This is a genomic window from Streptomyces sp. NPDC055140 (assembly GCF_053607285.1).
Genome location: NZ_JBSGTG010000005.1, coordinates 298444 through 324733, shown reverse-complemented (window position 1 = coordinate 324733; position 26290 = coordinate 298444). Strand labels below are relative to the sequence as shown.

The following is a 26290-nucleotide window of genomic DNA, read 5'->3' as shown; positions in this document are numbered from 1 at the left end:
GGGCACGGCCCCAACTGTCAATCCCGTGGTGCCCCCAACTGTCAGTCCTGCGGCAGCCGTCGCGTGTCCGGGACGGAGTGGGTGCCGGGAGTGGCCCTGACGATCGTGATCAGGCGGTCCGTCAACTGGAGCGTGCCGATGGCCCGGTCGTCGTAACCCAGCACCCGGTGCCCGCGCACCACGCTCACGATCAGGTCCTCGGTCTCCCGTACCTTCAGGCCCACCTCGGCCTTTATGACCGGCCGTTCGACGAGGTCGAGGCCGCTGCCCTGCTGGATGAGGTCCTCCATGACCATGCCCGCGCTCGGGCTGAGCACGGAGAGTCCGAGCAGCCGGCCCGCCGCGCTGGCGCTGGTGATGACGGCGTCGGCGCCCGACTGCCGCAGCAAGGGGGCGTTCTCCTCCTCACGGACGGCCGCCACGATCTTCGCCGTGCGGTTGAGCTGGCGGGCGGTGAGGGTGACCAGGACCGCGGTGTCGTCGCGCTGGGTCGCGACGATGATCTGCCGCGCCCTCTGCACCTCGGCCCGCAGCAGCACATCACTGCGCGTGGCATCGCCGACGACTCCGGCGAACCCGAGCACCGTGGCCGCCTCGATGACCTTGCTGCTGGGGTCGACGACCACCACCTGATCCGCCTTCAGTCCCGTCGCGCAGACGGTCTGGATCGCCGACCGACCCTTCGTGCCGAATCCGACGACCACGGTGTGGTCACGCAAGTTGGACCTCCAGCGGTTCAGTCGCCACTCATCCCGCGTGCGCTCGGTGAGCACTTCGAGGGTGGTGCCGACCAGGATGATCAGGAACAGCACACGCAGCGGCGTGATGACGAAGATGTTGACGATCCGGGCGCCGTCACTGACGGGCGTGATGTCGCCGTACCCGGTCGTGGAGAGGGTGACGGTCGCGTAGTAGAACGCGTCCAGCAGGTCGACGCTGCCGTCGGAGTTGTCGTTGTAGCCGGAGCGGTCGACCCAGACGATGATCGCCGTCGCGACCAGCACGGTGAGCGCCATCAGCAGCCGCCCGGCGACCTGCCGCAGCGGCCGCTCGACGACCCGCTTGGGCAGCTTCACCTGACGCGCGACGACCTTCTCGTCGTCCTGGCGGGCCATCGCGTCATGGCCGGGAAGTTTCACGTGAAACACCTCTCGACGGAGGCGTCGCCTCCGTCGTCACCCGCCGGGTTCCACGACCATGGCAGGTCGAGGATCTCCACTTCCCGCCCGGCCTTCGCGCCACCGGGCGCGACGACGGCGAGCCCGTCGGCGGCCGCGATCCCGCGCAGCATGGCCGGACCGTTGTAGCGCAGCGGCACGGCGTCCTCCCCCCGCATCACGACGGGGACGAGCCGCGTGTCATGCGGATGCCCGTGCACAGCCCCCTGGAGTGGCACGGTGTACGGCTCCTGCTCCGGCCGTCCCGCGAGCATCCGCAGCAGCGGCTCGGCAAGCGTGAGGAGCCCGGAAACGGCCGCGAGCGGGTTGCCCGGCAGGCCGACGAAGTGCTGGCCCTCCTTGGTGCGGGCGAGCAGCATCGGGTGCCCCGGCCGCACCGCAACTCCGTCGACGAGCAGCTCGGCATCGACGCGGCTCAGCGTCGGGTGCACATGGTCGACCGGGCCCGACGCGGTGCCGCCGGTCGTCACGATGAGGTCGGCGTCCGACGCCCGTACGGCCTTGAGCAGCGCCTTCGGATCGTCGCCCAGACGCCGTACGGAGGTGACCTCCGCGCCGAGCGCCCTCAGCCAGGGCGGCAGCATCGGGCCGAGTGCGTCACGGATGAGGCCCTCACGGGGGAGGCCCTCGGTCAGCAACTCGTCGCCCAGGATGAACACCTCGGCCCTTGGGCGCGCCACCGTCAGCAGCTCGTCGTATCCGGCGGCCGCGGCGAGCCCGAGCACCGCCGGCGTCACCAGGGCTCCGGTGGGCAGGAGTTGGTCGCCGGAGCGGCACTCCTGGCCTCGGGGGCGGATGTCCTGGCCGTGGCCGGTGTCGCGCAGGGCGAACAGCCTGCCCTTGTCGTCGGTGCGGCCGTGCTCACTGCGGATGACGGCGGTCGCATCCCGCGGGACCCGGGCGCCGGTGGCGATCTGGACGGCCTCACCGTCGGACAGCGGCTCGGGCCGATCCTGCCCGGCGAGTATCCCCTCGGCCCGCACGTCCCAGGGGCCCGGCCCGGCGACGACCCAGCCGTCCATGGCGGACGTGTCGAAGGAGGGGAGGTCGGAGAGCGCGGCGAGGGGCTCGGCCAGCGTCAGACCGAGCGCCCGGTCGAGCGGCACGCGGCGCTCCGCCGCAGCTCCCCGGCGTGCGGCGGCCGCGCGCCCGGCCCGCCCGGCGACGGCTCGCGCGGCGGACCAGGAGGCGGCCTGGTGCCGGGAGCCGGTTCGGTGGTCTGAAGGGGCGCTGTGGCGCGCGGGGTCCGGATGGCCCGGGTGATTCGAGTCATCCGTGTGGCTGGTGGGGGTGGCGGGTTCGGTGCGCCGGGAGCGCTCTGCCGAACCGCGTTCCGGGCCAGGGCGTTCCGGGCCGGAGCCTGCCCTGCCGGAGCGTCCGCCACCGGAGCCCACCGCGCCGCCTGCGCCGCGGCCGTCCGCCGCCCGGGCCTCGTTGACCAGGGCGAGCGCCTCGTCGACGGCGCCGTCCTCGGCCGCGCGCGCCTGCGCGGCCAGCGACTCGGCGCTCTGACCGCTCATCCCGCGTCCGGCCGCGCGCCCGCAGAGCCACCGGGTGAGGCACCGTCAGATGCGGCACCCGTCGTGCCGCTCGCCGACGCTTCCTCGTCCGCGGCCTCCTTCGCCCAGCGGTCAGCGAGCGCGGCGGCTTTCGCGCAGGCCTCGGCGACGGCCTCGCGGCCCCCACCGGTGGTCGCGGCCGCGTATCCGACGAGGAATGTCGTCAGGGGAGCGGCCGGCCTGGCCACACCGTGCGCGGCGTCGCGGGCGAGGTCGAGGAGGACGCCGGTGTCGACGTCGAGCTCGATGCCCAGTTCGTCCTTGGCTGCGGAGATCCATTCATCCAACACGTGCCCATGCTCCCTGATACGTGACCGGGCGGCGGCGATGTCGTCCCAGGTGTCGCAGTCGAAGGACGCGACGGGGTCGGTGATGCGGGTGAGTTCGAGCCGGCCTACGAGCAGCCGCAGGGACAGCCCGGAGAGGCCGTCGTCGTGAGCGTCGGCGAGTTCGGCGAGGTGGTGGCGCAGGGGTGCGCTGCGGTAGGCCGCGACGAGCGGCTGGTCCCGGCCGTCGGCGTCGGTGAGCAGGACCCCGTCCGCCGTTCCCGCGTTCAGGGCGTCGAGGAGGCGCCGCACGGTCTGCTCGCTCAGGAAGGGCAGGTCGGCGGAGAGGACGAGGACCTGGTCGGCCGTGGTGGCGCGCAGGCCGGCGTCGAGCGCGGCCACCGGCCCGCCGCCCGGCGGGTCCTCGCGGGTCCAGCGCACGGGGCGCGCGGTGGGTCTGGGTTCGGCGACGACGACCGTGGTGCCGGCCGTGGCGCAGGCGGCAAGCACCCGGTCGAGCAGCGGCCTGCCGCCGACGCGGACCGCTGGCTTGTCCGTGCCGCCGAGCCTTCTGGCGGCCCCGCCGGCGAGCACGACGGCGTCGTGGGCGGGGCGGCTCGGCGCGGGAGCGTTCATCCCCCGAGTATGGGCGCACGAAGGATCATTGCGACCCCCGGAAACGGCCCGCACCCGCGAGGATTTACGTCACATCGGGGTGGGCGGGGGCGGGCCGCTCGTCCTCACAGGGTGCGCAGGAGCACCGCCGGCTGTTCGACGCAGTCCGCCACGTAGCGCAGGAAGCCGCCCGCCGTGCCGCCGTCGCACACCCGGTGGTCGAAGGTGAGCGACAGCTGGACGACCTGTCGCACCGCCAACTCCCCCTGGTGGACCCAGGGTTTGGGGATGATCCGGCCCACGCCGAGCATGGCGGCCTCGGGGTGGTTGATGATCGGTGTCGAACCGTCGACGCCGAAGACGCCGTAGTTGTTCAACGTGAACGTGCCGCCCGTGAGTTCCCCTGGCGTGAGCCGCCCGGCCCGCGCCGCCTCCGTGAGGCGGGCGAACTCGGCGCTGAGGGACTCGGCGTCGCGCACGTGCGCGTCCTTCACGACGGGGACGACGAGTCCGCGCTCGGTCTGGGCGGCGAACCCGAGGTGCACGGCGTCGAGCTGCACGACCTCGCGGGCCGCCAGGTCGACCCGGGAGTTGAGCTCCGGGTAGCGGGCCAGGGCGGCGGTGCAGATGCGGGCGAGCAGGGCAAGTACGGAGATCCTCTCCCCGCCGGCCGCGTTCATGGCCACGCGCGCGTGCATGAACTCCGTGGCATCGGCGTCCACCCAGCAGGTCGCGTCGGGGATCTCGCGGCGGCTGCGGGTGAGCTTGTCGGCTACGGCGCCGCGGATGCCGCGCAAGGGGACACGGATGCCGTCCGCGCTCGCGTCCGACGAGGTCGGAGCCTGGGCGGGGGCCTGGGTCGGGGCCGCGGCCGGGAACACAGCTTCCACTTCGGCCACGTGGGTCCGTACCTGCACCGTCTCCCGCATGGCGCTCTCGACATCGGCCCGCAGGATGAGGCCATCGGGCCCCGACCCGGGCAACTCGCGCAGATCGACGCCGTGTTCACGGGCGAGCTTGCGCACGAGGGGCGAGATGACCGGCACGGGTCCGGTCCGCGGTGTCGCCTCCGGACGCGATGCGGGGGAGGCGGAAAGCGCAGTCCGCGTGGGTGCCGCGGGCGCAGCCGCAGGGACGTCGTCCTGCCGACGGACCCGGCGCCGGCGCGCCGGCGCGGCCGCGGTGCCGTATCCCACCAGGACGTTCCCGGACCCCTCGTCGTCGCCCTCCCCCTCGGCCGGTGTGCCCACGGCGACCGTCAGGAGGGGGGAGCCGACGGGGAGTTCGGTTCCCTCCTCGCCGAAGCGGGCTGTAACCACGCCCCCGTAGGGGCACGGCACCTCGACCATCGCCTTCGCGGTCTCCACCTCGACGACCGGCTGGTCCACCGCCACGACGTCGCCGACCTGCACGAGCCAGGTGACGATCGACGCCTCGGTGAGGCCTTCGCCGAGGTCGGGCAGCTTGAACTCGAGGACCTGTGCCATCAGCTGCCCGCCTCCCACTGAAGCCGTGCGACCGCGTCCAGGATCCGGTCGACCCCCGGCAGATGGTGCCGCTCCAGCATCGGCGGCGGATACGGGATGTCGAACCCGGCCACCCGCAGGACCGGCGCCTCCAGGTGGTGGAAGCAGCGCTCGGTGACCCGCGCGGCGATCTCACCGCCGGGCCCGCCGAAACCACCCGACTCGTGCACGACAACGGCCCGCCCGGTGCGGCGTACGGACGCGCTGACCGTCTCGTCGTCGAACGGCACCAGGGAGCGCAGATCGACGACTTCCAGATCCCAGCCCTCAGCTTGCGCGGCCTCCGCCGCCTCCATGCAGACCGGCACCGACGGCCCGTACGTGATGAGGGTGGCGCTGCTGCCGGGCCGCCGGACCACGGCCCGCCCGATGGGTTCCACGTCCGTCGGGTGCTCGGGGTTCCAGGAGTCCTTCGACCAGTACAGCCGCTTGGGCTCGAGGACGACGACGGGGTCGTCGGAGGCGATGGCGGCGCGCATCAGGCCGTAGGCGTCGGCGACGGTCGCGGGCGTGACGACGTGGAGCCCCGGGGTGGCCATGTAGTAGGCCTCGGAGGAGTCGCTGTGGTGCTCTACGCCGCCGATGCCGCCGCCGTAAGGCACGCGCACGGTGAGGGGCATCGGCATCGCGCCCCTGGTGCGGTTGCGCATCTTCGCCACGTGCGAGATCAGCTGCTCGAAGCCCGGGTAGGCGAACGCGTCGAACTGCATCTCGACGACGGGCCGCAGGCCGTACATGGCCATGCCGACCGCGGTGCCGAGGATGCCCGCCTCGGCGAGCGGCGTGTCCGTGCAGCGGGCGTCACCGAACTCCTTGGCGAGTCCGTCGGTGACCCTGAAGACGCCGCCCAGCGTGCCGACGTCCTCACCGAGGACATGCACGGAGGGGTCGGCGGCCATGGCGTCGCGCAGGGCGCGACCGAAGGCCTGCGCCATGGTGGCCGGCTTGGCGGCGACAGTCGTCATCGGTCCGCCCCGTCCGCCTCGGCGTCGAGCTCGGCGCGCAACTGGGCGGCCTGTTCGCGCAGTTGCGTCGTCTGCTCGGCGTAGACATCACGGAAGAGGTCCATGGGGTCGAGCACCGGATCCTGGTTCATGCGCTCGCGCAGGTCGGCAGCCATCTTCTCGGCGTCGTCGCGCACGGCGCGTATGCCTTCCTCGTCGAGGAGTCCGCGCTCCGTCAACTCCCGTTCCAGGAGCAGGATCGGGTCGTGGTCGCGCCAGGCGTCGACCTCGGCGTCGACGCGGTAGCGCGTGGCGTCGTCCGCGTTCGTGTGCGCCTCCATGCGGTAGGTGATCGCCTCGACGAGGGTCGGGCCACCCCCTTCGCGCGCGTGACGCACGGCTTCGGCGAGGACCTCGTGCACGGCCGCCGCGTCGTTGCCGTCCACCAGACGACCGGGCATCCCGTAACCGACGGCCTTGTGGGCCAGGGACGGGGCGGCGGTCTGCTTGGCGAGCGGTACGGAGATCGCGAAGCCGTTGTTCTGGACGAGGAAGACGACCGGGGCCTGCCACACCGCGGCAAAGTTCAGCGCCTCGTGGAAATCGCCCTCGCTGGTGCCTCCGTCGCCGACCATGGCGAGAGCGACCACGTCGTCACCCTTGAGGCGGGCGGCGTGCGCAAGTCCCACGGCGTGCGGGAGCTGGGTCGCGAGCGGCGTGCACAGGGGGGCGACGCGGTGCTCGCGCGGGTCGTACCCGGTGTGCCAGTCGCCCCGCAGCAGGGTCAGGGCCTGTACTGGGTCGAGGCCGCGGGCGACGGCGGCGAGGGTGTCCCGGTAGCTGGGGAAGAGCCAGTCGCGCTCCTCCAGGACGAGGGCGGCCGCGACCTCGCAGGCCTCCTGTCCGGTGCTGGAGGGGTAGACCGCGAGCCGGCCCTGCTTCGTCAGGGCGGTCGCCTGTGCGTTGTACCTGCGCCCGCGCACCACCTCCGCGTACAGCTGGTGCAGGAGCCGGGCGTCGGCCTTGGCCGCGGCGTCGGTGCCGAGAACCCGGAACGGCTCGGCGTCGGGCAGCAGGGGCGCGGGATCCGTGCGCGGCTGCCAGGCGGGCGGCGGGGTGGGCCGGTAGGCGTCCCGCTGCTCCATGACCGTCATGACGGCACCTCCTCGTTGGAAGCGGCTGAGAGACGCGACGGTGTGATGCGCCTCACCTACCGATTGTTCGGTCGTCGGCACATTTTGGCTACAGGCACCTCCAGGCTGTGGACAAACGGTTCTCCACAGCCTGGGATGGACGCAGTACGTCCATGGTAGGGAGGCGGGGGGACATGGCATCTGAACGAATGGCCGACGGCCCGGGAGGCGACCGCCCCGAGTCCTCGCCCCGAGCGCCCGACGGCGGTCCCGGCGGCCGCCCGGGCTCTCCGCCCCGGCCGCCCGACGGCCGCCCCGAGTACCAGCCGCGCGCGCTGGACGCGATCGACCGCGACATCCTGCAGATGCTCCAGATGGACGGCCGCGCCTCGATACGCTCCGTCGCCGAGCGCGTTCATGTGTCACGGGCCAACGCCTACGCGCGTATCAACCGGCTCATCGACGACGGCGTCATCCGCGGCTTCGGCGCCCGCGTCAACCACGAGCGGGCCGGGCAGGGCGCCTCCGCGTACATCACGCTCAAGATCGTCCAGAACTCCTGGCGCACCGTGCGCGAGCAGCTGCGCCGGCTCCCGGAGGCCTCACACATCGCGCTGGTCAGCGGCGACTTCGATGTGCTCCTGATGGTGCACACGCAGGACAACAGGTCGCTGCGGGAACTGGTGCTCACCAAGCTCCAGGCCATGCCGGAGGTGCTGAGCACGCGGACGCTGCTGGTGTTCGAGGAGGAGGACCTGGAGCCGGACGCCTGACGCGCCCGCGCCCGGGGGCCGTCATTCCTCCTTGCACAGCCCTCCGAAGATCAACTGTGCGACGGCGTCGGCAACTTCGCGGTCGTCCATGCCCCGGCCGCCCGGCCGGTACCACTCCACGATCGAGTTGATCATGCCGAACACGAGGCGGGTCGCGAGCCGCACCTCGATGTCGCCCCGCACGTCACCGTCGGCCGCGGCCGCCTTCAGGAGCTCGGCCACCTGGTGGTCGAACTCCCTGCGCCGCTCCATCGCCCAGCGCTCCGTGTCGGTGTTCCCGCGCACACGCAGCAGCAGGGTCACGTACGGCAGCTCGGATATCAGGACCTGGACCATGCGCCGGGTGACGTACTCCAGGCGCTCGACGGCGCGCCCCACGCGCGCGTGCTCCTCGCCCAGGATCCCGAAGAGGCCGTCGAGCGCGCGGCTGACGGCGCGGCGCAGCAGCTCCTCCTTGCCGGCGACGTGGTGGTAGATCGACGACTTGGAGATACCGGCCGCCTTGGAGAGATGCTCCATCGACGTGCCGTCGTAGCCACGCTCGTTGAAGACCTGCACGGCGACCGACAGGAGGGTCTCGGGCGTGTAGGTGTCGCGCCTTGCGGTGGTCATGCGGAGCCCTCCCGCTTGTCGGAGGCGTACGAGTGGCGGTAGAGCGCGAGCGAGGGCGCGTAGCGGCCGGACGGGTCGCGCAGGTGCAGATCGTCGAGGAGGGAGTACGCCCAGTTCTTGCCGAGCTTCCTGCTCCACTCGACGGGCCCCAGCGGGTAGTTGACGCCCAGGCGCATCGCCGTGTCGATGTCCTCCGGAGTGGCCACTCCCTTGGCGACGGCGTCGTGCGCCAGGTCGATGAGCCGCGCGACCGTCCGGGCGACGATCATGCCGGGCACGTCCCCGATGACGCTGACGTCCTTGCCGATGGCCTGGAAGAGCCCGGTGGCCTCACGCAGGGTCTGCGGGGACGCTTCCTGAGAGGTCGCGAGAGCGAGGCGGGTGGCAGCTCGGTAGTCGAACGCGAGATCGAAGTAGATGACGTCCCGGTACTCGACTGACGACTGGCCGTCGGCGAGGGCGAGCTGGCCACCACTGGGAAGGACCAGGCGCGTGCCGTTGTCCTCGTCCTCCTCGCGCACCGGGATGCCCGCCTCACGGATCAGCGTGAGGAGCTCGGCGGCAGGCCCCAGGTCGCCCTCGGCGACGACGTAGGCGGGCGCCTGGGCGGGCTGCGCGGTGTGTGGCTCCGGGCGCTCCTCGCCGTCCGCGTACGCGTACCAGCCGCGGCCTGTCTTGCGGCCGTGCATGCCGGCCTCGACCAGGCGCCGCTGGGCCAGGGACGGCCGGAACTTCACGTCCTGGAAGAAGGCCTCCCACACAGAGCGGGTGACCGCTTCGTTGACGTCCTGGCCGATGAGGTCCGTCAGTTCGAAGGCGCCCATCTTGAAGCCGCCGCACTCACGCAGGACGGCGTCGATGGTGGCGGGCTGGGCGCCCTGCTCCTCGTAGACCGCGAACGCCTCGGCGTAGAAGGGGCGCGCGATGCGGTTGACGATGAATCCGGGGGTGTCGGCGCAGACGACGGGCGTCTTGCCCCAGGCGCGGGCCGTCTCGTACGCGCGCGTGGCCGCCGTGACATCGGTCGCCGCGCCGGAGACCACCTCGACCAGCGGCATCAGGGGCGCGGGGTTGAAGAAGTGCAGGCCGACGAGGCGGCCCGGCAGGCGCAGCGCGCCGCCGACGGCCGTGACGGACAGGGACGAGGTGTTGGTCGCGAGCAGACAGTCGTCCCCGACGATCTCCTCCAGGTCCGTGAACAGCTGCTGTTTCACGTCGAGCCGCTCCAGTACGGCCTCGACGACGAGCGCCGCCCCCGCGAACTCATCGAGGGACTCGGCGGGGCTCAGACGCGCGCGGGCGGCGTCGCGCTCGGCCGCGTCGAGCCTGCCCTTGTCGACCAGGCGGTCCAGGCGCGCGGCGATGGCGTCCGCGGCCTCCCTGGCGCGTCCCGGCACGGCGTCGTAGAGCCGGACGGGGTGACCGGCGGTCAGGGCGACCTGGGCGATGCCCTGGCCCATGGTGCCGGTGCCCACCACGCCCACAAGGCGTTCGGGGCTGCCGAGCTCGAGTGCTGTCATGGTCGCGATCCTCCCGCACGGGACGACGGCCGGGGGCCCGGGGGTCGGGGCGCAGCGGCGGGCGCGGAGTTTTCCACAGGTTCGACGGACCCCCTTGTCCCGACCGATCGTTCGGTTACTCTAGCCGTGTCTGCCTGTTCCTGCCCAGCTGTTCCTGCCCAGCTCGCCGGCTCGACGAAGAGCCGTCTCGACGAGGAGTTGGTCCGCCATGGCCGCCGAAGCCACCGCGCACGACCTGATCGCCAAGCACCGGCCCACCCTTGACCAGGCGCTGGAAGCGATCCGCACGCGCGCGTACTGGTCGCCGCACCCCGAGCACCCCAAGGCATACGGAGAGCACGGAAGCCTGAGCATGCCCGAGGGCAAGGCCGCCTTCGACGCACTCTCCGGCACCCGGATCGACCTCGGCCAGCCCGGCACGGACGACTGGGTGGGCGACGAAATGTCGCCGTACGGAGTCGAGTTGGGCGTGACCTACCCGCACCCCGACCTCGACGTCCTGCTCCCGGCGATGCGCGCGGGCATGCGCGCGTGGCGCGAGGCGGGCGCCGAGGCACGCGCCGCCGTATGCCTGGAGATCCTGGCCCGGATCAGCGCGCGTACGCACGAGTTCGCGCACGCCGTGATGCACACCAGCGGCCAGGCCTTCATGATGGCGTTCCAGGCGGGCGGCCCGCACGCGCAGGACCGCGGGCTCGAAGCGGTGGCCTACGCGTACGTCGAGCAGGTACGCACACCGGACGCGGCGGAGTGGACCAAGCCGCAGGGCAAGCGCGACCCCCTCGTCCTCGGCAAGCAGTTCACGCCGGTCGGGCGCGGCATCGCGCTCCTCATCGGCTGCAACACGTTCCCCACGTGGAACGGATATCCGGGCCTCTTCGCCTCCCTCGCCACCGGCAACCCCGTCCTGGTGAAGCCCCACCCGCGCGCGGTGCTGCCCCTCGCCCTCACCGTCCAGGTCTCCCGCGAGGTCCTCGCCGAGGCCGGCTTCGACCCGAATCTGGTGGCACTGGCCGCCGAGAAGCCCGGCGAAGGCATCGCCAAGACGATCGCCCTGCGCCCCGAGATCAAGATCATCGACTACACGGGCTCGACGGCGTTCGGCGACTGGCTGGAGACGCACGCCCGGCAGGCGCAGGTCTACACGGAGAAGGCCGGCGTCAACACGGTCGTCATCGACTCGACCGACCGCTACAAGGGAATGCTGGCGAACCTCGCGTTCTCCCTGTCCCTGTACAGCGGCCAGATGTGCACCACCCCGCAGAACCTCCTCATCCCGCGCGACGGCATCAGCACGGACGAGGGCCCCAAGACGTACGACGAGGTGGTCACCGACATCGCGGCCGCGGTCGGCGGCCTCCTCGGCGACGACGCCCGGGCGAACGCGCTGCTCGGTGCCCTGGTGAACCCGGACGTGAAGTCCCGCCTGGAGGCCGCCTCCGGCCTCGGCGAAGTCGCCCTCGCCTCACGGAAGATCAGCAACCCGGAGTTCCCGGGCGCCGTCGTCCGTACGCCGATGATCGTCAAGCAGGACGGTGCGCGGAAGTTCTGGGACGGCGCCGACTCCGAGTCCGCCTACCTCAGCGAGTGCTTCGGCCCGGTCTCCTTCGCCGTCGCCGTCGACTCCACGACGGACGCACTGGACCTGCTGCGGCGCACGGTGCGCGACAAGGGCGCGATGACGGTCGGCGCGTACACGACCTCCGACGAGGTCGCCGAAGCCGTCGAAGAGGTCTGCCTCGAAGAGTGCGCCCAGCTGTCCATCAACCTCACGGGCGGGGTGTACGTGAACCAGACGGCGGCGTTCTCGGACTTCCACGGCTCCGGCGGCAACCCCGCGGCCAACGCGGCGCTGTGCGACGGAGCGTTCGTGTCGAACCGCTTCCGCGTGGTGGAGGTGCGCAAGGAAGCCTGAGGCCTCCGACCGGCGTCAGCTCAGGCAGCCGGGCGGCCCACGGGACCGCCCGGCGTGCCACAGGTGCTCCAGTGGAAGAGCGTCATGCCGACGCTCGTCGCCAGGTTGTAGCTGGAGACCTGCGCCCGCATCGGCAGCGACACCAAGTGGTCGGCACGGGCGCGCAGTTCGGGCGACAGGCCGCTGCGCTCCGAGCCGAAGGCGAGCAGCGCGTCGTCCGGCAGCGCAGTCCCCCGGATGTCCTCGCCCTCCGGATCGAGCGCGTACACGGGCCCCGGCGGCAGCTCCTCCACCGCCAGGCGCTCGACCGCCGTCGCGAAGTGCAGGCCCGCACCACCGCGTACGACAGTCGGATGCCAGGGGTCGAGGCTGCCGGTCATGACGACGCCCGTCGCCCCGAAGCCCGCGGCGAGCCGGATGACGGCGCCCGCGTTGCCGAGGTTGCGGGGGTTGTCGAGGACGACGACGGGCGCGGTCCTCGGCAGGTGGGCCACGGCGGCCAGGTTCGCCGCCCGGTCGGGCCGCACCGCCAGCGCGGCCACCCCCGTGGGATGCAGACGCGGCACGAGGGAACGCAGCGTCTCCTCCGTCACCTCCACCAGAAGCCCGTCAAGGGCGTCCCGCACGTCCGGGGCGAGCTCCTCGGCCAGGGCGAGCGCGGCGGGACGGCTGGCCGCCAGGGCCACGGGCACGCGTGCGCCGAAACGCAGGGCGTGCTTGAGCGCGTGGAACCCGTCGAGGAGGACGGACGTCTCGGCACGGGCGCGCCATGCGTCGACGCCGGCGATATCTGCCCTGCTCATGCTGCTCGCCCGTTCATGCCGTGCGCCCTGCTCATGCTGTGTACCTGCTCATGCTGCTTGCCTGTTCACGCTGTGTGCCTGTGCACGCCGTTCGCCCCACTCATGGCGTGAAGCCTACGTGGGCCTGGTCGGGGCTCTCCGCGGCGCGAGGCCCCGGCACCGTAGAGGCGCTGGCCGTACGGGAAAACACGCCTCCACGCGCGCGTGCCACCCATCCACCCAGCCGCTTCAGGAACGGCGTCGGCAGGAACACCGCGTCGGCGGCGATCATCGCGAGCGAGAAGAACGGCAGTCCGAGCAGCACGGCGATCGCCGCGTGCTCGCACATCATGGCGACCAGCAGGACGTTCTTGACGCGCCGGTTGAACAGCGTGAACGGGAAGGCGACCTGCACGGCGACCGTCCCGTACGACACGAGCATCACCATCAGCCCGTGCGAGGCGAGCAGATCACCGAGGGCCGGCCAGGGCGAGAAGTAGTCCAGGTGGAGCGGGTAGTAGACCGCCGTCCCGTCCTGCCAGCGACTGCCCTGGATCTTGTACCAGCCGGCGGTCGCGTAGATCAGACACGCCTCCGCCATGATCACGAGAAGCGCGGCGTTGTGCGCGAGGTTCGCGATCACGTCGAGCAGCTGCCGGGGCTCGCCGTACGGGTCCCTCCGGTTCACCGCCCACCACAGGCCCTGCACGGCCCACAGCCCCCAGAACACGACCAGCCAGCCCCCGCTCACGACCCCCATGAACGTGATCACGGACAGCCCGAGCCCCGCGAGCCACCACAGCACCCGCCCCACCACGTCGGGCGGTCCGATGTCGCCCTCACGCGCAAAGTGCTCACGCGCGCGTGCCGCTCGCCGCGCGTCCAGCGACCAGACCTGCCCGCACCGCGTGAACACCAGATAGATCGACATCAGATGGATGACGTTGTCGCCGCCGTCGCCCATGAAGATGCTGCGGTTCTGCAGCGAGAGCACGCCGATCATGAACAGGACGGACATGGTCCGGGTGCGCCAGCCCAGCATCAGCAGTGCACTGGTCACGACCGCGGCGGCGTAGACGATCTCGAACCAGACGCGGCCGTCCGACCACATCAGAGCGGTGAAGGCGCCGTTACCGGCGATGAGCTGCTGCGCCATGTCCCAGCTCCACGGCCCGTCGGGCCCGTACAGCTCGTGGCGGTTGGGGAACTCGCGCAGCAGGAACAGCAGCCAGGTCGCGGAGAAGCCGATTCGGATCACTGCGCTCTGGTAGGGCCCGAGGGCGGACCCGGTGACGCGGTCGATGCGGTTCACCGGACATCCGTCCCGTCAGTGGCGGCACGCGCGCGCGTGCCGTTGCCGTTTTGGCCCTGGCTCTGGCTCCGGCTCTGGCTCCGGCTGTTGCTGTTGCTGTTGCTGTTGCTGTTGCTGTTGCTGTCGAGTGCCCTGTCCGCGACCGTCACCGTCCACCAGGGAACCTCCCGGTAGAGGGGCTTGGGATCCACTTTCTCGTCGCTCCACGGGGGCGGCGCCACGTTGGTGGTCCGCGAGCGGACCTGGACACGGGCGATGGTGTGCTGCTTGCCGACGGCCGTCTTGACGTCGGCCGTCAGCCCGTCCTCGTGGGACAGCCGCAGGACGACGATGCGGCGGATGTAGCGCTCGGAGAGCTGGCCTCGCAGACCGTTCGGGCGGTTCTCGCTGTCGTGCGCGGACACATAGAAGTCCCAGGCCCGGCGCAACTCGTTCTGCTGCGTGTGGCTGGGCAGCAGATTCCCGTCGATGTCGGCGCCGTCCCGTGCGGACAGGTCGTACCAGCCGGTCGTACGCGTACCGCCGTCGGCCGTACGGACCTCCGCGCGGGCCTGCACGGCGATGTTCTGCTGGAGCGGGTTCGGCGCAAACAGTTTCCAGTTCTGCTCGAACTCCGGATAGATCCAGCTGTCGACGGTCCGGCCGTACTGCTTGGAGACGGTGTTGGACGGAGCGACGTGCAGAAACACCATCGCTACGTGCACACACGCCACGAGAGCGACCACGACGAGCGCGCAGGCGGCGGCGATCTGGTAGCGGAGGGAGAGAGCCGACATGCCTATGCGGGGTATGGCGGATGGGGACGAGGGTGTGAGGGATGGGGACGGGAGATCCGGCTCAGGCACTTGGCCGACCTCAGGTACATGGGCGGCCTCAGGCACCTCGTCCGGGGCAGGGCTCCGCAAAGGATCCGGCCGCGGCTCCGGGTCGGAACGCCGGGCGGTCGGGCCCTTGTCGTACGCGTCCATGCCGCCCCGTTTCCCCGAGTCTCCCGATGCCTCCGGTCCGCGCTTTTGCCGAACCGATTCCTCGCCCCGCGGCCCGCTCCCGCCGCCGCACCGGCACGGTACTCAGCCGCGCACGCGAGGCACAGAGGCATGGGACTTATCCACAGGCCGGACCTCGCAGGGTTGACACCCTACGGCGCCACGTCCCACCATTGAATCCAACGAACCGAACGATCGGTCGGGAGATTCGCTCAAGGTCGAGGGAGACCGGGATGGCGACAGCAGCTGCGCACCAAGCGGCGCGGACACAGGCGGCCCACGCCACGTCCGACGCCACCGGCACCGCCACGAGCCAAGAGCTGGGCACCGCCGCGTACCAGACAGCGTTCGACACCGCCGTCGCGGCGGAGGAACGCATCGAGCCCCGCGACTGGATGCCGGACGCCTATCGCGCGACGCTCGTGCGCCAGATCGCGCAGCACGCCCACTCCGAGATCATCGGCATGCAGCCGGAGGCCAACTGGATCACGCGCGCCCCCTCGCTGCGACGCAAGGCGATCCTGATGGCCAAGGTCCAGGACGAGGCCGGCCACGGCCTGTACCTGTACAGCGCCGCCGAAACGCTCGGCACGGGCCGCGACGAGCTCCTCGACAAGCTGCACAGCGGCCGGCAGAAGTACTCGTCGATCTTCAACTACCCGACGCTGACCTGGGCGGACGTCGGCGCCATCGGCTGGCTCGTGGACGGCGCGGCGATCACGAACCAGGTCCCCCTGTGCCGCTGCTCGTACGGGCCGTACGCGCGCGCCATGGTGCGGATCTGCAAGGAGGAGTCCTTCCATCAGCGCCAGGGCTACGAGCTGCTCCTCGCCCTGAGCCGCGGCACCGAGGCCCAGCACGCGATGGCGCAGGACGCCGTCGACCGCTGGTGGTGGCCGTCCCTGATGATGTTCGGCCCTCCGGACGACGAGTCGTCGCACTCCGCGCAGTCGACGGAATGGAAGATCAAGCGCCATTCGAACGACGAGCTGCGCCAGCGCTTCGTCGACATCTGCGTCCCGCAGGCCGAGTCCCTCGGGCTCACCCTCCCCGACCCGGACCTCGTGTGGAACGAGGAGCGTGGGCACCACGACTTCGGAGCCATCGACTGGACGGAGTTCTGGGAGGTCCTCAAGGGCAACGGACCGTGCAACGAACAGCGGATCACCCAGCGCAGAAAGGCGCACGACGAGGGCGCCTGGGTCAGGGAAGCGGCCGCGGCCCACGCGGCGAAACACTCCGAGGCGAAGCACTCCGGGGCACAAGACTCCGGGGCGAACGGGAAGGCGACGGCATGAGCGACGCGAAGGACTGGCCGCTGTGGGAGGTCTTCGTACGCTCCCGGCGCGGACTGTCGCACACCCACGCGGGAAGCCTGCACGCGCCGGACGCCGAGCTCGCCCTGCGTAACGCGCGCGATCTGTACACCCGCCGCGGCGAAGGCGTCTCGATCTGGGTCGTCCCGTCCACCTCGATCACCGCCTCCTCTCCCGACGAGAAGGATCCCTTCTTCGAGCCCGCCGCCGACAAGCCGTACCGGCACCCGACGTTCTACGAGATCCCGGAAGGGGTGAAGCACCTGTGACCACGTCCCTGAACCCCGCCTCTTCCGCCGGCGCCGTCACCGCTGCCGCGGCGCTCGCCCTGGGCGACGACGCGCTCGTGCTGTCGCACCGACTGGGGGAGTGGGCCGGACGCGCCCCGGTCCTCGAAGAAGAAGTCGCCCTGGCCAACATCGCGCTCGACCTCCTCGGCCAGGCCCGGGTCCTGCTCTCCCTCGTCGGCGACGAGGACGAGCTGGCCTACCTGCGCGAGGAACGCGCCTTCCGCAACGTCCAGCTGGTCGAACAGCCCAACGGCGACTTCGCCCACACCATCGCCCGCCAGCTGTACTTCTCCACGTACCAGCGCCTCCTGTACGGCCGCCTCGCCGCGACCGGCGGACCGCTCGCCGGCCTCGCCGCCAAGGCGGTCAAGGAAGTCGCGTACCACCAGGACCACGCCGAGCAATGGACCGTACGCCTCGGGGACGGCACCGCCGAAAGCCACGACCGGATGCAGCGGGCCTGCGACGCACTCTGGCGTCACACCGGAGAGATGTTCCAGCCCGTCGACGGCATCGACATCGACTGGCCGGAGATGCAGGCCAGTTGGACCACGTCGGTCACCGCCGTCCTGGAGCGGGCGACCCTGACCGTCCCGGAGGGACCGCGGGCCGGGGCCTGGAGCGCCGGCGCCGGACGCCAGGGCCTGCACACGGAACCGTTCGGACGGATGCTCGCCGAGATGCAGCACCTCCACCGCAGCCACCCGGGGGCGTCATGGTGACCAAGGCCCCCGAGCCCTCCCCCCAGGACACCGCCGCCCGACCGGAGACGCCGCTCGAAGCTGAGCTGCGCCGCCTCGCCGGCTCTGTGCCCGACCCCGAACTGCCCGTACTCACACTGGAAGAGCTGGGCGTGCTCCGCGCCGTCCACTGCCTCAACCCCGGCAGCGTCGAGGTGGAGCTGACCCCCACCTACACGGGCTGCCCGGCCGTCGAGGCCATGGCCACGGACATCAAGCATGTCCTGCACGAGCGCGGAATACCGGACGTCACCGTCCGGCGGGTGCTCGCACCGGCCTGGACCACGGACGACATCACGGACGAGGGCCGCCGCAAGCTCCGAGAGTTCGGCATAGCTCCACCGCGCGCCGTCCGGGAGGACCAGGGGCCGGTAACCGTCGCCCTGAGCCCCACTCGCACCACACCACCCAGGCGCACAGCTGCCGACGCGGCCGCCGCCACGCTCCTCGGCGCCCCCGAGGCAGGCGACGCCCCTCTGCGCTGCCCACACTGCGGATCCACGGACACCGAACTCCTAAGCCGCTTCTCCTCCACCGCCTGCAAGGCCCTGCGGCGCTGCCTCGACTGCCGCGAACCCTTCGACCACTTCAAGGAGTTGTGATGGCCCGCTTCCACCAGCTCCGCGTAGTCGCGGTCGACCGGCTCACCGACGACTCCGTGGCCCTCACCTTCGAGGTCCCCGCATCCCTTCGCGAGGAATTCCGCCACGCGCCGGGCCAGCACCTCGCCCTTCGCCGCCCGGCCGACGACGGCGAGATCCGGCGCACGTACTCGATCTGCTCACCCGCCCCGGGCCCCGAAGGCCCCCAGATCCTCCGCGTCGGCGTCCGCCTCGTCGAAGGCGGCTCCTTCTCGACGTACGCCCTCAAAGAGATCGCCGTCGGCGACGCGCTTGAGGTCATGACCCCCGCCGGCCGCTTCATCCTCGAGCCCACCCCCGGGCTCTACGCCGCCGTGGTCGGCGGCAGCGGCATCACCCCGGTCCTGTCGATCGCGGCCACCCTGCTCGCCCGCGAGCCGCACGCCCGCTTCTGCCTCATCCGCAGCGACCGCACCGCCGCGTCGACGATGTTCCTGGACGAGGTGGCCGACCTGAAGGACCGCTACCCAGATCGGTTCCAGCTGGTCACGGTCCTGTCCCGGGAGGAACAGCAGGCCGGCCTCGACTCCGGCCGCCTCGACCAGGAGCGTCTGACGACCCTCCTGCCCGCGCTGCTCCCCGTAGACGAGGTCGCCGGCTGGTACCTGTGCGGGCCCTTCGGACTCGTACAGGAAGCGGAGCGCACGCTGCGCGCCCTCGGTGTAGGAAGAGCCCGCATCCACGAGGAGATCTTCCACGTCGACGACGGAGCGGCACCCTCCCGCCCCGCGCCGGCCCTCGCGCACTCCACGGTCACCGCCCAGCTCGACGGCCGCTCCGGCACCTGGCCCGTCGACGACGGCGAATCACTCCTGGAGACCGTGCTGCGCAACCGCCCCGACGCGCCGTACGCGTGCAAGGGCGGCGTCTGCGGAACCTGCCGAGCGTTCCTCGTCTCGGGCGAGGTGCGCATGGACCGGAACTTCGCACTCGAGCCCGAGGAGACCGACGCCGGCTACGTACTCGCCTGCCAGTCCCACCCGGCCACGGAGACGGTGGAGCTGGACTTCGACCGCTGACGGCTGACGGCTGACGGCTGACGGCGCCCCACTGCCCTCGCATTCCCTCCGCGTATTCCCTTCTCGTAGAACTTGTTCTACCTTGACGCACCGTCAGATCCTGGCGGTCGCCACGACGAACCGGTGCACGGAGGGACAGGGCAGTGGACTTCACCTTCACCGAAGAACAGCAGGCGGCCGTCGAGGCGGCCAAGGCCGTGTTCGGCCCGGTCGCGCCCGACAGCGTGCCGAGCCCGGCCCTCACCCCCGGCGCGATCGCCGACGACTTCGACCGGGCTCTGTGGTCGAAACTCGCCGACGCCGACCTGCTCAGCCTCCTGTTCGCCCCCGAACACGGCGGCGCGGGCCTGGACGCCATCGCGCTCTGCCTGGTCCTACGGGAATCCGCCAAGGCACTCGCCCGCGTCCCGCTCCTGGAGCACACCGCGACCGCCGTCGCCGTACAGACCTACGGCAGCGACGAGTTGAAGGAGCAGATCCTCCCCCGGGCAGCCCGCGGCGAACTCGTCCTCACCGCCGCCTCCGCAGGCCGCACCGGCCACGACCCGGCCCAACTCGCCGTCAGCGCACGCCGCGACACGGACACCGACACCTGGATCCTCGACGGCACCCAGACCGGCGTGCCCTGGGCGCACAACGCCGACCACATCGCCGTACCCGCCCACACCCCACAGGGTCGCACCGTCATCGCCGTAGCGCCCCACCCGCACGAAGGACTCACCCTCGCCGAACAGATTTCCACGACCGGCGAACGCCTCGGCGAACTACACCTCGACTCCGTGCGCCTCGACCCCCACCAGATCATCGAGACCGACGAGGCCTGGGGCCGGTTGCGCCAGCTCCTCACCACCGGAACCTGTGCCCTGGCACTGGGCCTAGGCGAACGCGTCCTCCAGATGACCGGCGACTACACGAGCAAGCGCGAACAGTTCGGCTACCCGGTGGCGACATTCCAAGCGGTCGCGGTCCAGGCCGCGGACCGTTACATCGACCTGCGCGCCATGGAGGCCACCCTCTGGCAGGCCGCCTGGCGCATCAGCACCCAGGCAGGCGGAGCGCTCCCCGCAGCAGGCGACATCGCGGTCGCCAAGATCTGGGCATCGGAAGGCGTACGACGCGTCGTCCAGACCGCACAGCATCTGCACGGAGGATTCGGCGCCGACACCGATTACCCGCTGCACCGCTACCACGCCTGGGCCAAGCAGCTGGAACTGTCACTCGGCCCGGCAGCCGCCCACGAGGAAACACTCGGCGACCTGCTGGCGGCCCATCCCCTCGGCTGAGCCGGGGGTCAGAGCACGAAGCCCGACTGCCCCTTGTCGTCCACGACGGGCCGTCCGGCGGCGGCCCACACCTGCATGCCACCGTCCACGTTCACCGCATCGATGCCCTGCTGCACGAGATACATCGTCACCTGCGCGGAACGGCCGCCGGACCGGCAGATCACGTTGACCCGACCGTCCTGGGGAGCCGCCTCGGTCAGCTCGCCGTACCGCGCCACGAACTCACTGATCGGAATGTGCAACGCACCCTCGGCGTGACCCGCCTGCCACTCATCGTCCTCACGGACATCGAGGAGAAAGTCCCCGTCCACGAGCTCGCCGACCTCAACCGTGGGCACACCAGATCCGAAATGCATACCCCCGACGCTACCCGACCCCATCCGGGGCCCTGACCCGCCAGGCACCAGGGCGGTCAGCCGCTCGGACGACCGTCAGCAACGCAGGGTGGGAGCGACCCTCGCACCGGGGTCTCGGCTCAGCGACCGGCCAGCCCAGCTGCCCAGCTGCCCAGCTGCCCAGCTGCCCAGCTCAAGCAGCATGCTCGGCAAGCAGCTCAACTACCAACAGCCTGCTCGACCACCGGCTCAGCTATCGGCAGCCTGTTCGCGCATCAGCCGCTCCAGCTCAGCCTCTCGCTCGGCGACCTGCGCGAGCAACTGCTCCGCGATCTCCTCGAGCAGCCGGTCGGGGTCGTCCGGCGCCATCCGCAGCATCGCGCCGATCGCGCTCTCCTCCAGCTCCTGAGCAACGGCCGTCAGCAGCTCCTTGCGCTGAGCCAGCCACTCGAGCCGCTCGTACAGCTCCTCGCTCGGGCTGGGCTTGCGCGCCTCGGGCACAGGCCCCGCGGCCCACTCGTCGGACAGCTCCTTCAGCAAAGCCTCGTCGCCCCGGCCATAGGCCGCGTTGACCCGCACGATGAACTCGTCGCGCCGCGCCCGGTCCTTCTCGTCCTGCGCCAGATCCGGGTGCGCCTTGCGGACGAGTTCCCGGTAGAGCTTGCGGGCCTCGTCGCTCGGCCGCACACGCTGCGGCGGCCGAACGGGCTGATCGGTGAGCATGGCGGACGCCTCCGGCGAGAGACCGTCGCCGTCCATCCACTGGTCGAACAGCTCCTCGACCGCGGGCATCGGCATCACGCGCGCCCTGGCCTCGTCCGCCTTACGCCGGTCCTCGGGATCCCCGCTCCGCGCGGCGACCGCCTCGGCGATCTGCGCCTCGAGCTCGTCCAGGCGCGTATACATGGGGCCGAGTTTCTGGTGGTGCAGGCGAGAGAAGTTCTCCACCTCGACCCGGAACGTCTCCACCGCGATCTCGTACTCGATCAGAGCCTGCTCGGCGGCGAGCACAGCCCGCTCAAGCCGCGCCTCGGGCCGCCCCTCAGCAACAGGCTGCCCCTGCGGCTCAGCGGCAGGGGCCTCGGACGGGGTCGACTCGGCTTCCGGGGTCGTCACCCGTCCAGCCTAGGGCACGGGCCGGGATGCCCTGCTCGACGCCTGATTTCAAGGGTTCTGGGGGGCTCCCCTCCCCCTGCCCCCTCCCCACCCCAGATCAGCTCAATTCAGCCCAGCCCCACCCCGCGCCTCGGCCCCTCCAGCTCAGCCTCGACCTGCATCCTCCAGCCCAGCCCGACACCGCGACCCGCGACACAAACCCGAGCCCCCACCCCCACACCCCCTCAAACCCCCACCTCAGCCCCCACCCGCCCCTCCCGCACAGCCCTGACCAGGGATGCGTGGTCCTGTTCCGTGCGGTCCGCGTAGGCGACCGCGAACTGGGCGATGGCCTCGTCCAGTTCCTCGTTCTTGCCGCAGTAGCCGGCGATCAGTCGGGGGTCGGCGCTGTGTGCGTGGGCGCGGGCGAGGAGCGCGCCCGTCATGCGGCCGTAGTCGTCCATCTGATCGGCGGCGAGAGCCGCGGGGTCGACACTTCCCTTGCGGTTTCTGAACTGCCGTACCTGGAAGGGTCGTCCGGCCACGGTCGTCCAGCCGAGCAGGATGTCGCTGACGACCTGCATCCGCTTCTGTCCGAGGACCACGCGCCGCCCCTCATGGACGGCCGCCGGTATCTCGAAGCCGACTGCGGGCAGGTGGGGCAGCAGCGCGGAGGGGCGTGCTTCCTTCACCTGGAGCACGAGTGCCTCTCCCCGGTGGTCGAGGAGCAGGACCACGTACGACCTGGTGCCCACGCTCCCGGTGCCGACGACGCGGAAGGCGACGTCCTGGATCGCGTAGCGGCCGAGCAGGGGCAGGCGGTCTTCGGAGAGTGTCTGCAGGTAGTCGCCGAGGGATGCCGCGACCTCGGACGCCTCCCCGTCGGGTACGCGGCGCAGCACGGGTGGTGCGTCGACGAAGCGTCGGGTGCCGTCCTCGGCCAGTTCGGTGGACCTGGCGGCGAATCTTCCGCTGGTGTTGTTGCGAGCCTTCTCGGATACGCGTTCCAGCGTGCCGACGAGGTCGTGGGCGTCGGTGTGGGAGACGAGTTCCTCGTCGGCGATGGCGTTCCACGCGTCGAGGACGGGCAGTCTGGCCAGCAGGCGCATGGTGCGGCGGTACGCGCCCACCGCGTAGTGCGCGGCTTCCCGGCAGGTGTCCTCGTCGGCTCCGGCTTCGCGGCCCGCGAGGACGAGTGAGGTGGCGAGTCGCTTCACGTCCCATTCCCAGGGGCCGTGCACCGTTTCGTCGAAGTCGTTGAGGTCGATGACGAGGCCGCCGCGGGCGTCGGCGTAGAGGCCGAAGTTCGCCGCGTGGGCGTCTCCGCAGATCTGGGCGCCGATGCCGGTGACGGGGGTCTGTGCGAGGTCGTGGGCCATGAGGCCGGCGGATCCGCGCAGGAACGCGAACGGGGTCGCCGCCATCCTGCCGACGCGTATGGGTGTGAGCTCTTCGATCCGGCCGAGGTTGGACTCCTCGACCGCGGCGACGGCGTCGGGGCGTGCGGGATGCAGGGTGAGGGCCTCGTGGGCGGAGCGCGGTACGCGGTCGCGCAGGGCTTTGCCCTCCTGCTTGGGTGATCCGGAGGAGGGTGGTCGCGTCGCGAACCCCTCGATGGCCCGCAGCCGCCGAGCCGCCGGTTCCTCACGCTGTACCGGCACCGCCGTGTCGACCTCGGCCACGCGGACCGCCTCCCCCGCCTCTGAACATCAACTGGCGACGACCGTACCGCCGTCGGCCGGAACCCGTCAGAGCCTGTGGATAACCCCGCGATTGTGGAAACCCGCCCGGAGTGCGGAAACCGGAGCGCCGAACCCGAGGACCGAACCCGAGCGCGGAACAGCAGGACGGACCCCGAGTGCCGAACCCGAGCCCTCGACCACCGCGACGGCGTCAGGACGTACGGGCGGTCGGTGCCGGGGTCCCCCTCGCGCAGGCCCCGCTACCCCTCAGGCAGATACGCCTCGGCCCAGAGCCCGAGTTCCTTCAGCGCCGGTTCGAGGGCGGCGCCCGCTTCTGTCAGGCGGTACGCGACGCGAAGCGGGGGTCCTTCGTCGACCTCGCGTACGACGAGGCCGGCGGCGCCGAGTTCGGTGAGGCGGTCCGAGAGCATGCGCTCGCTGATGCCGGGGATGGCTCGGCGCAGGTCGGCGAAGTGGACGGGGTGCTGGAGGAGGACGGAGACGACGAGTCCCGTCCAGCGCTTGCCGAGCAGGCCGAAGACGCGGGTGATGCCGCTGTCGACCCGCTTGCACGCTTCGGGGTTGTGGGCCCTCGCCTCGCGTGCGGCGCCGCTCTCGTATTCCCCGTTGCCCGCCATGCCCTCAGGGTACTGCCCTCCCGTAGGGGACTAAATAAAAGTAAGTTACTGTTCATACGGTAGCTCCGAACAGAACTGCACCTACCTATGCGGCCGAACCCCCGCACCTTTGGAGACCCCCAATGCCCACCCTTCTGCACGTCGACTCGTCCGTATGGCCCGGCTCGGCCTCCGCCTCCCGCACCGTCGCCGACGCCTTCCGCAAGACCTGGGAGGAGCAGCACCCGGACGGCACCGTGATCTACCGCGATCTGGCCGTGAACCCGGTCCCGCACCTGGACACGGTCGGCGCCTCCGCCGGTTTCGCCGACCCCGCCACCCACAGCCCCGAGCAGGCCGCGGCCTTCGCCGAGCGTCTGAAGCTCATCGAGGAACTGGAGCAGGCGGACGCTGTGCTGATCGGCGCCCCCATGTACAACTTCTCGATCCCGTCGACCCTGAAGGCCTGGCTGGACCAGGTGATCCTCATGGGGCGTACCGCCGGCGAGACGCCGTCCGCGAAGGGGACGCCGGTCACGGTCGTCGCCAGCCGCGGCGGCTCGTACGCGCCGGGGACCCCGCGCGAGCCCTTCGAATACGTGCAGAACTACCTGCGTGACCTTCTCGGCACGATGCTGGGCCTGGACGTGGACTTCATCGTTCCCGAGCTGACCTTGGCGCACACGACTCCGGCGATGAGCGAGCTCATCCCGCTCGCCGAGGCGTCCCGCACCAAGGCCCTGGAGGACGCGGACGCCCGGGCCAAGGAGCTCGCCGCACGCTTCTCCGCCGACGCCGCCTGACGCTCAGCGCCGTCACCGACGCGCAGGGAAGCACCGCGGTCCCGAGGGTCCCCCCGTCCTGTACGACGCTGGGGGACCCTTCGCCAATCATTGTGATTGTCCTCACGGCCGAACCCGCCGGAGCCGGGGGACCGCACTCAGGACCCGCACCCACCCGAGCCGGGGCCGCGCCCGCGCAGGACCGCTCACGTCCGGGAAACGCAGAAGCCCCGCAGATCTGAGATCTGCGGGGCTTCTGACTTGTGGACCACCGACGAAACGCAATGATCAGGGCTCATGAGCCCGACGCATAGATCGTTTCCCGGCCTGTTGGCGCCGATTTCCCACGGCGCAGGCCAGGGGCATCAAGGCCTTGAGCGTCCAGCACCCACAGTCCGCGCTCCGCGCTCAATAACCGCAGGCGTCTCTCTGCCAGCCCTCGTCGCTATGCCTGAGCTCACTTGCTGTCTCTGCTCCTCTTTCCCACCCACGTCAGGCAGACCCATCGGGTGAGTGCTCCTACCAGAACGGCAACAACGATCGCCCCCCAATCGATGACGTGCGGAAGCCCAGGGAAGAAGGCGAAGAAGGCGAAGAAGGCGAGTGTCACAACGAGACCCGCCAAGAACGCGGCGATCCCAGCGGGCCGCCGCCGCGCCTCCCATCCTTGGTCCCGCCTCTGCTGTCGATCAATCATGAACGGCTCACTTCGTGATGTGGTGACACTGGCTCACTCGGCGCACCCCGTTGACGTAGAGATGCGCACACGCCTTTCCATAACGAGGCAGCGTCTGGGGAGAGTTGTTCCGCATCGGATCGATCTTGCACTCGGGGTGCGTTCGTCCCCGGGCAGTCCTGTACGTCCTGTTGTTGGTGTTCGCGTACGTGAAGTCGATGCGCCAGTTGCAGAAGCCAGTGCCGAGCGCGGCGACAAAAGCACAGTCGACGCCGGCGTTCTGATAGGTGATCTTCTTCCCGCCGCCTCGGATGATGTGTGTGAACGCGCATCCGGTCGGAACTTTCATCGTCATGCCGCCACGCTGTACTCGAAGGTTCGGACAGGAGTCGATCCGACAGCGCCGGCCTGCGCCACCGAAGAACCCGTCAGCACGACGGCGCATGCGGCGGCAAGGGCCACCAAAAGCCTGGATCGATAAAGCGCGACCATGAACAATCCCCTTTCGGCGGAGAATCTCTCCCGCCGAAAGAACTGCGCCGCCGCGATCATGTTTCTGGCCGATGGGATGGTTCACCGACTTGAGTGATCAAGGGCTAATGTGCTGACCAGCTGATTCCTTTCTTCGATCCAGCCCATCGAACTGCCTGACCTTCATTCCATGGGCAGAGCCTCAACCGACAGCAACAGTCC

Annotated in this window: 25 protein-coding genes; 9 read left to right on the top strand and 16 right to left on the bottom strand. The window is 70.8% G+C overall.

Annotation, left to right across the window (positions count from 1 at the left end; genetic code table 11):
- Positions 1–41: 41 nt before the first annotated feature.
- From ACWFR4_RS13530 to pdhA, 6 genes are all read right to left on the bottom strand, one after another.
- On the bottom strand, positions 42–1148 hold the full coding sequence (locus ACWFR4_RS13530) for a potassium channel family protein (protein ID WP_453459360.1): 1107 nt from the start codon (positions 1146–1148) through the stop codon (positions 42–44).
- A complete protein-coding gene (locus ACWFR4_RS13525; RefSeq protein ID WP_453652412.1) occupies positions 1136–2698 on the bottom strand; it encodes a molybdopterin molybdotransferase MoeA in 1563 nt (520 codons plus the stop codon). Before ACWFR4_RS13525 ends, ACWFR4_RS13530 begins: the two co-directional genes overlap by 13 nt.
- Positions 2695–3639: an NTP transferase domain-containing protein gene (locus ACWFR4_RS13520; RefSeq protein ID WP_453459366.1), complete on the bottom strand. Its 945-nt coding sequence runs from the start codon at positions 3637–3639 to the stop codon at positions 2695–2697. Before ACWFR4_RS13520 ends, ACWFR4_RS13525 begins: the two co-directional genes overlap by 4 nt.
- A 104-nt stretch (positions 3640–3743) precedes the next feature.
- Positions 3744–5105 carry a dihydrolipoamide acetyltransferase family protein gene (locus tag ACWFR4_RS13515; protein ID WP_453652410.1) on the bottom strand — a complete coding sequence of 454 codons (1362 nt, stop codon included), beginning with the start codon at positions 5103–5105 and terminating at the stop codon, positions 3744–3746.
- Complete coding sequence (locus ACWFR4_RS13510) at positions 5105–6109, bottom strand: alpha-ketoacid dehydrogenase subunit beta (RefSeq protein ID WP_453459371.1); 1005 nt, start codon at positions 6107–6109, stop codon at positions 5105–5107. The genes ACWFR4_RS13515 and ACWFR4_RS13510 overlap by 1 nt, the downstream gene beginning before the upstream one ends.
- Positions 6106–7242: a pyruvate dehydrogenase (acetyl-transferring) E1 component subunit alpha gene (pdhA, locus tag ACWFR4_RS13505; protein WP_266562202.1), complete on the bottom strand. Its 1137-nt coding sequence runs from the start codon at positions 7240–7242 to the stop codon at positions 6106–6108. The genes ACWFR4_RS13510 and pdhA overlap by 4 nt, the downstream gene beginning before the upstream one ends.
- Before the next feature lie 173 nt (positions 7243–7415).
- Here pdhA and ACWFR4_RS13500 point away from each other — a divergent pair, with 173 nt between their 5' ends.
- On the top strand, positions 7416–7994 hold the full coding sequence (locus tag ACWFR4_RS13500) for an Lrp/AsnC family transcriptional regulator (RefSeq protein ID WP_453459373.1): 579 nt from the start codon (positions 7416–7418) through the stop codon (positions 7992–7994).
- Between the two features lie 21 nt (positions 7995–8015).
- Here ACWFR4_RS13500 and ACWFR4_RS13495 read toward each other — a convergent pair whose 3' ends face one another.
- Complete coding sequence (locus ACWFR4_RS13495; RefSeq protein ID WP_453459376.1) at positions 8016–8606, bottom strand: TetR/AcrR family transcriptional regulator; 591 nt, start codon at positions 8604–8606, stop codon at positions 8016–8018.
- Positions 8603–10126 carry a 3-hydroxyacyl-CoA dehydrogenase gene (locus tag ACWFR4_RS13490; RefSeq protein WP_453459379.1) on the bottom strand — a complete coding sequence of 508 codons (1524 nt, stop codon included), beginning with the start codon at positions 10124–10126 and terminating at the stop codon, positions 8603–8605. The genes ACWFR4_RS13495 and ACWFR4_RS13490 overlap by 4 nt, the downstream gene beginning before the upstream one ends.
- Positions 10127–10334: 208 nt before the next feature.
- Between ACWFR4_RS13490 and paaN the strand changes: the two genes are divergently transcribed.
- The gene (paaN, locus tag ACWFR4_RS13485; protein ID WP_453652408.1) at positions 10335–12041 is read left to right on the top strand and encodes a phenylacetic acid degradation protein PaaN; all 1707 of its coding nucleotides are present in this window, start codon (positions 10335–10337) and stop codon (positions 12039–12041) included.
- Positions 12042–12061: 20 nt separating this feature from the next.
- Here the strand turns inward: paaN and ACWFR4_RS13480 are convergent, their stop codons facing one another.
- The 3 genes from ACWFR4_RS13480 to ACWFR4_RS13470 form a co-directional block, all read right to left on the bottom strand.
- Entirely contained in the window at positions 12062–12844 is a 783-nt protein-coding gene (locus ACWFR4_RS13480; RefSeq protein WP_453652406.1) for a TrmH family RNA methyltransferase, read from the bottom strand.
- A 100-nt stretch (positions 12845–12944) separates the two neighbouring features.
- Complete coding sequence (locus ACWFR4_RS13475) at positions 12945–14135, bottom strand: HTTM domain-containing protein (RefSeq protein ID WP_453652405.1); 1191 nt, start codon at positions 14133–14135, stop codon at positions 12945–12947.
- The gene (locus ACWFR4_RS13470; protein ID WP_453652403.1) at positions 14132–15103 is read right to left on the bottom strand and encodes a DUF5819 family protein; all 972 of its coding nucleotides are present in this window, start codon (positions 15101–15103) and stop codon (positions 14132–14134) included. The genes ACWFR4_RS13475 and ACWFR4_RS13470 overlap by 4 nt, the downstream gene beginning before the upstream one ends.
- 251 nt (positions 15104–15354) lie before the next feature.
- Here ACWFR4_RS13470 and paaA point away from each other — a divergent pair, with 251 nt between their 5' ends.
- From paaA to ACWFR4_RS13440, 6 genes are all read left to right on the top strand, one after another.
- Positions 15355–16419, top strand: coding sequence for a 1,2-phenylacetyl-CoA epoxidase subunit PaaA (paaA, locus tag ACWFR4_RS13465; RefSeq protein ID WP_453652401.1), 1065 nt, complete (start codon positions 15355–15357; stop codon positions 16417–16419).
- Positions 16416–16706, top strand: a complete 291-nt coding sequence (gene paaB / locus ACWFR4_RS13460; protein ID WP_116512039.1) for a 1,2-phenylacetyl-CoA epoxidase subunit PaaB — start codon at positions 16416–16418, stop codon at positions 16704–16706. Before paaA ends, paaB begins: the two co-directional genes overlap by 4 nt.
- On the top strand, positions 16703–17449 hold the full coding sequence (paaC, locus tag ACWFR4_RS13455) for a 1,2-phenylacetyl-CoA epoxidase subunit PaaC (RefSeq protein WP_453459395.1): 747 nt from the start codon (positions 16703–16705) through the stop codon (positions 17447–17449). The genes paaB and paaC overlap by 4 nt, the downstream gene beginning before the upstream one ends.
- Entirely contained in the window at positions 17443–18069 is a 627-nt protein-coding gene (gene paaD / locus ACWFR4_RS13450; RefSeq protein ID WP_453652399.1) for a 1,2-phenylacetyl-CoA epoxidase subunit PaaD, read from the top strand. Before paaC ends, paaD begins: the two co-directional genes overlap by 7 nt.
- The gene (locus ACWFR4_RS13445) at positions 18069–19127 is read left to right on the top strand and encodes a 2Fe-2S iron-sulfur cluster-binding protein (protein ID WP_453459401.1); all 1059 of its coding nucleotides are present in this window, start codon (positions 18069–18071) and stop codon (positions 19125–19127) included. Before paaD ends, ACWFR4_RS13445 begins: the two co-directional genes overlap by 1 nt.
- Before the next feature lie 143 nt (positions 19128–19270).
- Positions 19271–20410: an acyl-CoA dehydrogenase family protein gene (locus tag ACWFR4_RS13440; protein ID WP_453459404.1), complete on the top strand. Its 1140-nt coding sequence runs from the start codon at positions 19271–19273 to the stop codon at positions 20408–20410.
- Positions 20411–20418: 8 nt separating this feature from the next.
- Here the strand turns inward: ACWFR4_RS13440 and ACWFR4_RS13435 are convergent, their stop codons facing one another.
- The 4 genes from ACWFR4_RS13435 to ACWFR4_RS13420 all read right to left on the bottom strand — a co-directional run bounded on the left by ACWFR4_RS13435 (position 20419) and on the right by ACWFR4_RS13420 (position 24160).
- Positions 20419–20748: a rhodanese-like domain-containing protein gene (locus ACWFR4_RS13435; RefSeq protein ID WP_116512043.1), complete on the bottom strand. Its 330-nt coding sequence runs from the start codon at positions 20746–20748 to the stop codon at positions 20419–20421.
- A gap of 246 nt (positions 20749–20994) precedes the next feature.
- Positions 20995–21861, bottom strand: a complete 867-nt coding sequence (locus ACWFR4_RS13430) for a hypothetical protein (RefSeq protein ID WP_453459407.1) — start codon at positions 21859–21861, stop codon at positions 20995–20997.
- Between the two features lie 224 nt (positions 21862–22085).
- Positions 22086–23522 carry a DUF2252 domain-containing protein gene (locus ACWFR4_RS13425; RefSeq protein ID WP_453652397.1) on the bottom strand — a complete coding sequence of 479 codons (1437 nt, stop codon included), beginning with the start codon at positions 23520–23522 and terminating at the stop codon, positions 22086–22088.
- A gap of 260 nt (positions 23523–23782) precedes the next feature.
- Positions 23783–24160 carry a winged helix-turn-helix transcriptional regulator gene (locus ACWFR4_RS13420; RefSeq protein ID WP_453652395.1) on the bottom strand — a complete coding sequence of 126 codons (378 nt, stop codon included), beginning with the start codon at positions 24158–24160 and terminating at the stop codon, positions 23783–23785.
- A gap of 122 nt (positions 24161–24282) precedes the next feature.
- On the opposite strand from ACWFR4_RS13420, the gene ACWFR4_RS13415 reads away from it, so the two are divergent.
- Entirely contained in the window at positions 24283–24942 is a 660-nt protein-coding gene (locus tag ACWFR4_RS13415; protein ID WP_405479768.1) for an FMN-dependent NADH-azoreductase, read from the top strand.
- Positions 24943–25625: 683 nt separating this feature from the next.
- Here the strand turns inward: ACWFR4_RS13415 and ACWFR4_RS13410 are convergent.
- Entirely contained in the window at positions 25626–26174 is a 549-nt protein-coding gene (locus ACWFR4_RS13410; protein ID WP_453652393.1) for a hypothetical protein, read from the bottom strand.
- Positions 26175–26290: the final 116 nt, after the last annotated feature.

Bases quoted from the DNA above. Each gene is read 5' to 3' on its own strand.
- ACWFR4_RS13525 (WP_453652412.1), bottom strand. From the start codon at position 2,698: ATGAGCGGTCAGAGCGCCGAGTCGCTGGCCGCGCAGGCGCGCGCGGCC.
- ACWFR4_RS13495 (WP_453459376.1), bottom strand. From the start codon at position 8,606: ATGACCACCGCAAGGCGCGACACCTACACGCCCGAGACCCTCCTGTCG.
- ACWFR4_RS13500 (WP_453459373.1), top strand. From the start codon at position 7,416: ATGGCATCTGAACGAATGGCCGACGGCCCGGGAGGCGACCGCCCCGAG.
- ACWFR4_RS13490 (WP_453459379.1), bottom strand. From the start codon at position 10,126: ATGACAGCACTCGAGCTCGGCAGCCCCGAACGCCTTGTGGGCGTGGTG.
- ACWFR4_RS13480 (WP_453652406.1), bottom strand. From the start codon at position 12,844: ATGAGCAGGGCAGATATCGCCGGCGTCGACGCATGGCGCGCCCGTGCC.
- ACWFR4_RS13420 (WP_453652395.1), bottom strand. From the start codon at position 24,160: ATGGCGGGCAACGGGGAATACGAGAGCGGCGCCGCACGCGAGGCGAGG.
- pdhA (WP_266562202.1), bottom strand. From the start codon at position 7,242: ATGACGGTCATGGAGCAGCGGGACGCCTACCGGCCCACCCCGCCGCCC.
- paaA (WP_453652401.1), top strand. From the start codon at position 15,355: ATGGCGACAGCAGCTGCGCACCAAGCGGCGCGGACACAGGCGGCCCAC.
- ACWFR4_RS13515 (WP_453652410.1), bottom strand. From the start codon at position 5,105: ATGGCACAGGTCCTCGAGTTCAAGCTGCCCGACCTCGGCGAAGGCCTC.
- ACWFR4_RS13470 (WP_453652403.1), bottom strand. From the start codon at position 15,103: ATGGACGCGTACGACAAGGGCCCGACCGCCCGGCGTTCCGACCCGGAG.
- paaD (WP_453652399.1), top strand. From the start codon at position 17,443: ATGGTGACCAAGGCCCCCGAGCCCTCCCCCCAGGACACCGCCGCCCGA.
- ACWFR4_RS13415 (WP_405479768.1), top strand. From the start codon at position 24,283: ATGCCCACCCTTCTGCACGTCGACTCGTCCGTATGGCCCGGCTCGGCC.
- paaN (WP_453652408.1), top strand. From the start codon at position 10,335: ATGGCCGCCGAAGCCACCGCGCACGACCTGATCGCCAAGCACCGGCCC.
- ACWFR4_RS13520 (WP_453459366.1), bottom strand. From the start codon at position 3,639: ATGAACGCTCCCGCGCCGAGCCGCCCCGCCCACGACGCCGTCGTGCTC.
- paaB (WP_116512039.1), top strand. From the start codon at position 16,416: ATGAGCGACGCGAAGGACTGGCCGCTGTGGGAGGTCTTCGTACGCTCC.
- ACWFR4_RS13445 (WP_453459401.1), top strand. From the start codon at position 18,069: ATGGCCCGCTTCCACCAGCTCCGCGTAGTCGCGGTCGACCGGCTCACC.
- ACWFR4_RS13510 (WP_453459371.1), bottom strand. From the start codon at position 6,109: ATGACGACTGTCGCCGCCAAGCCGGCCACCATGGCGCAGGCCTTCGGT.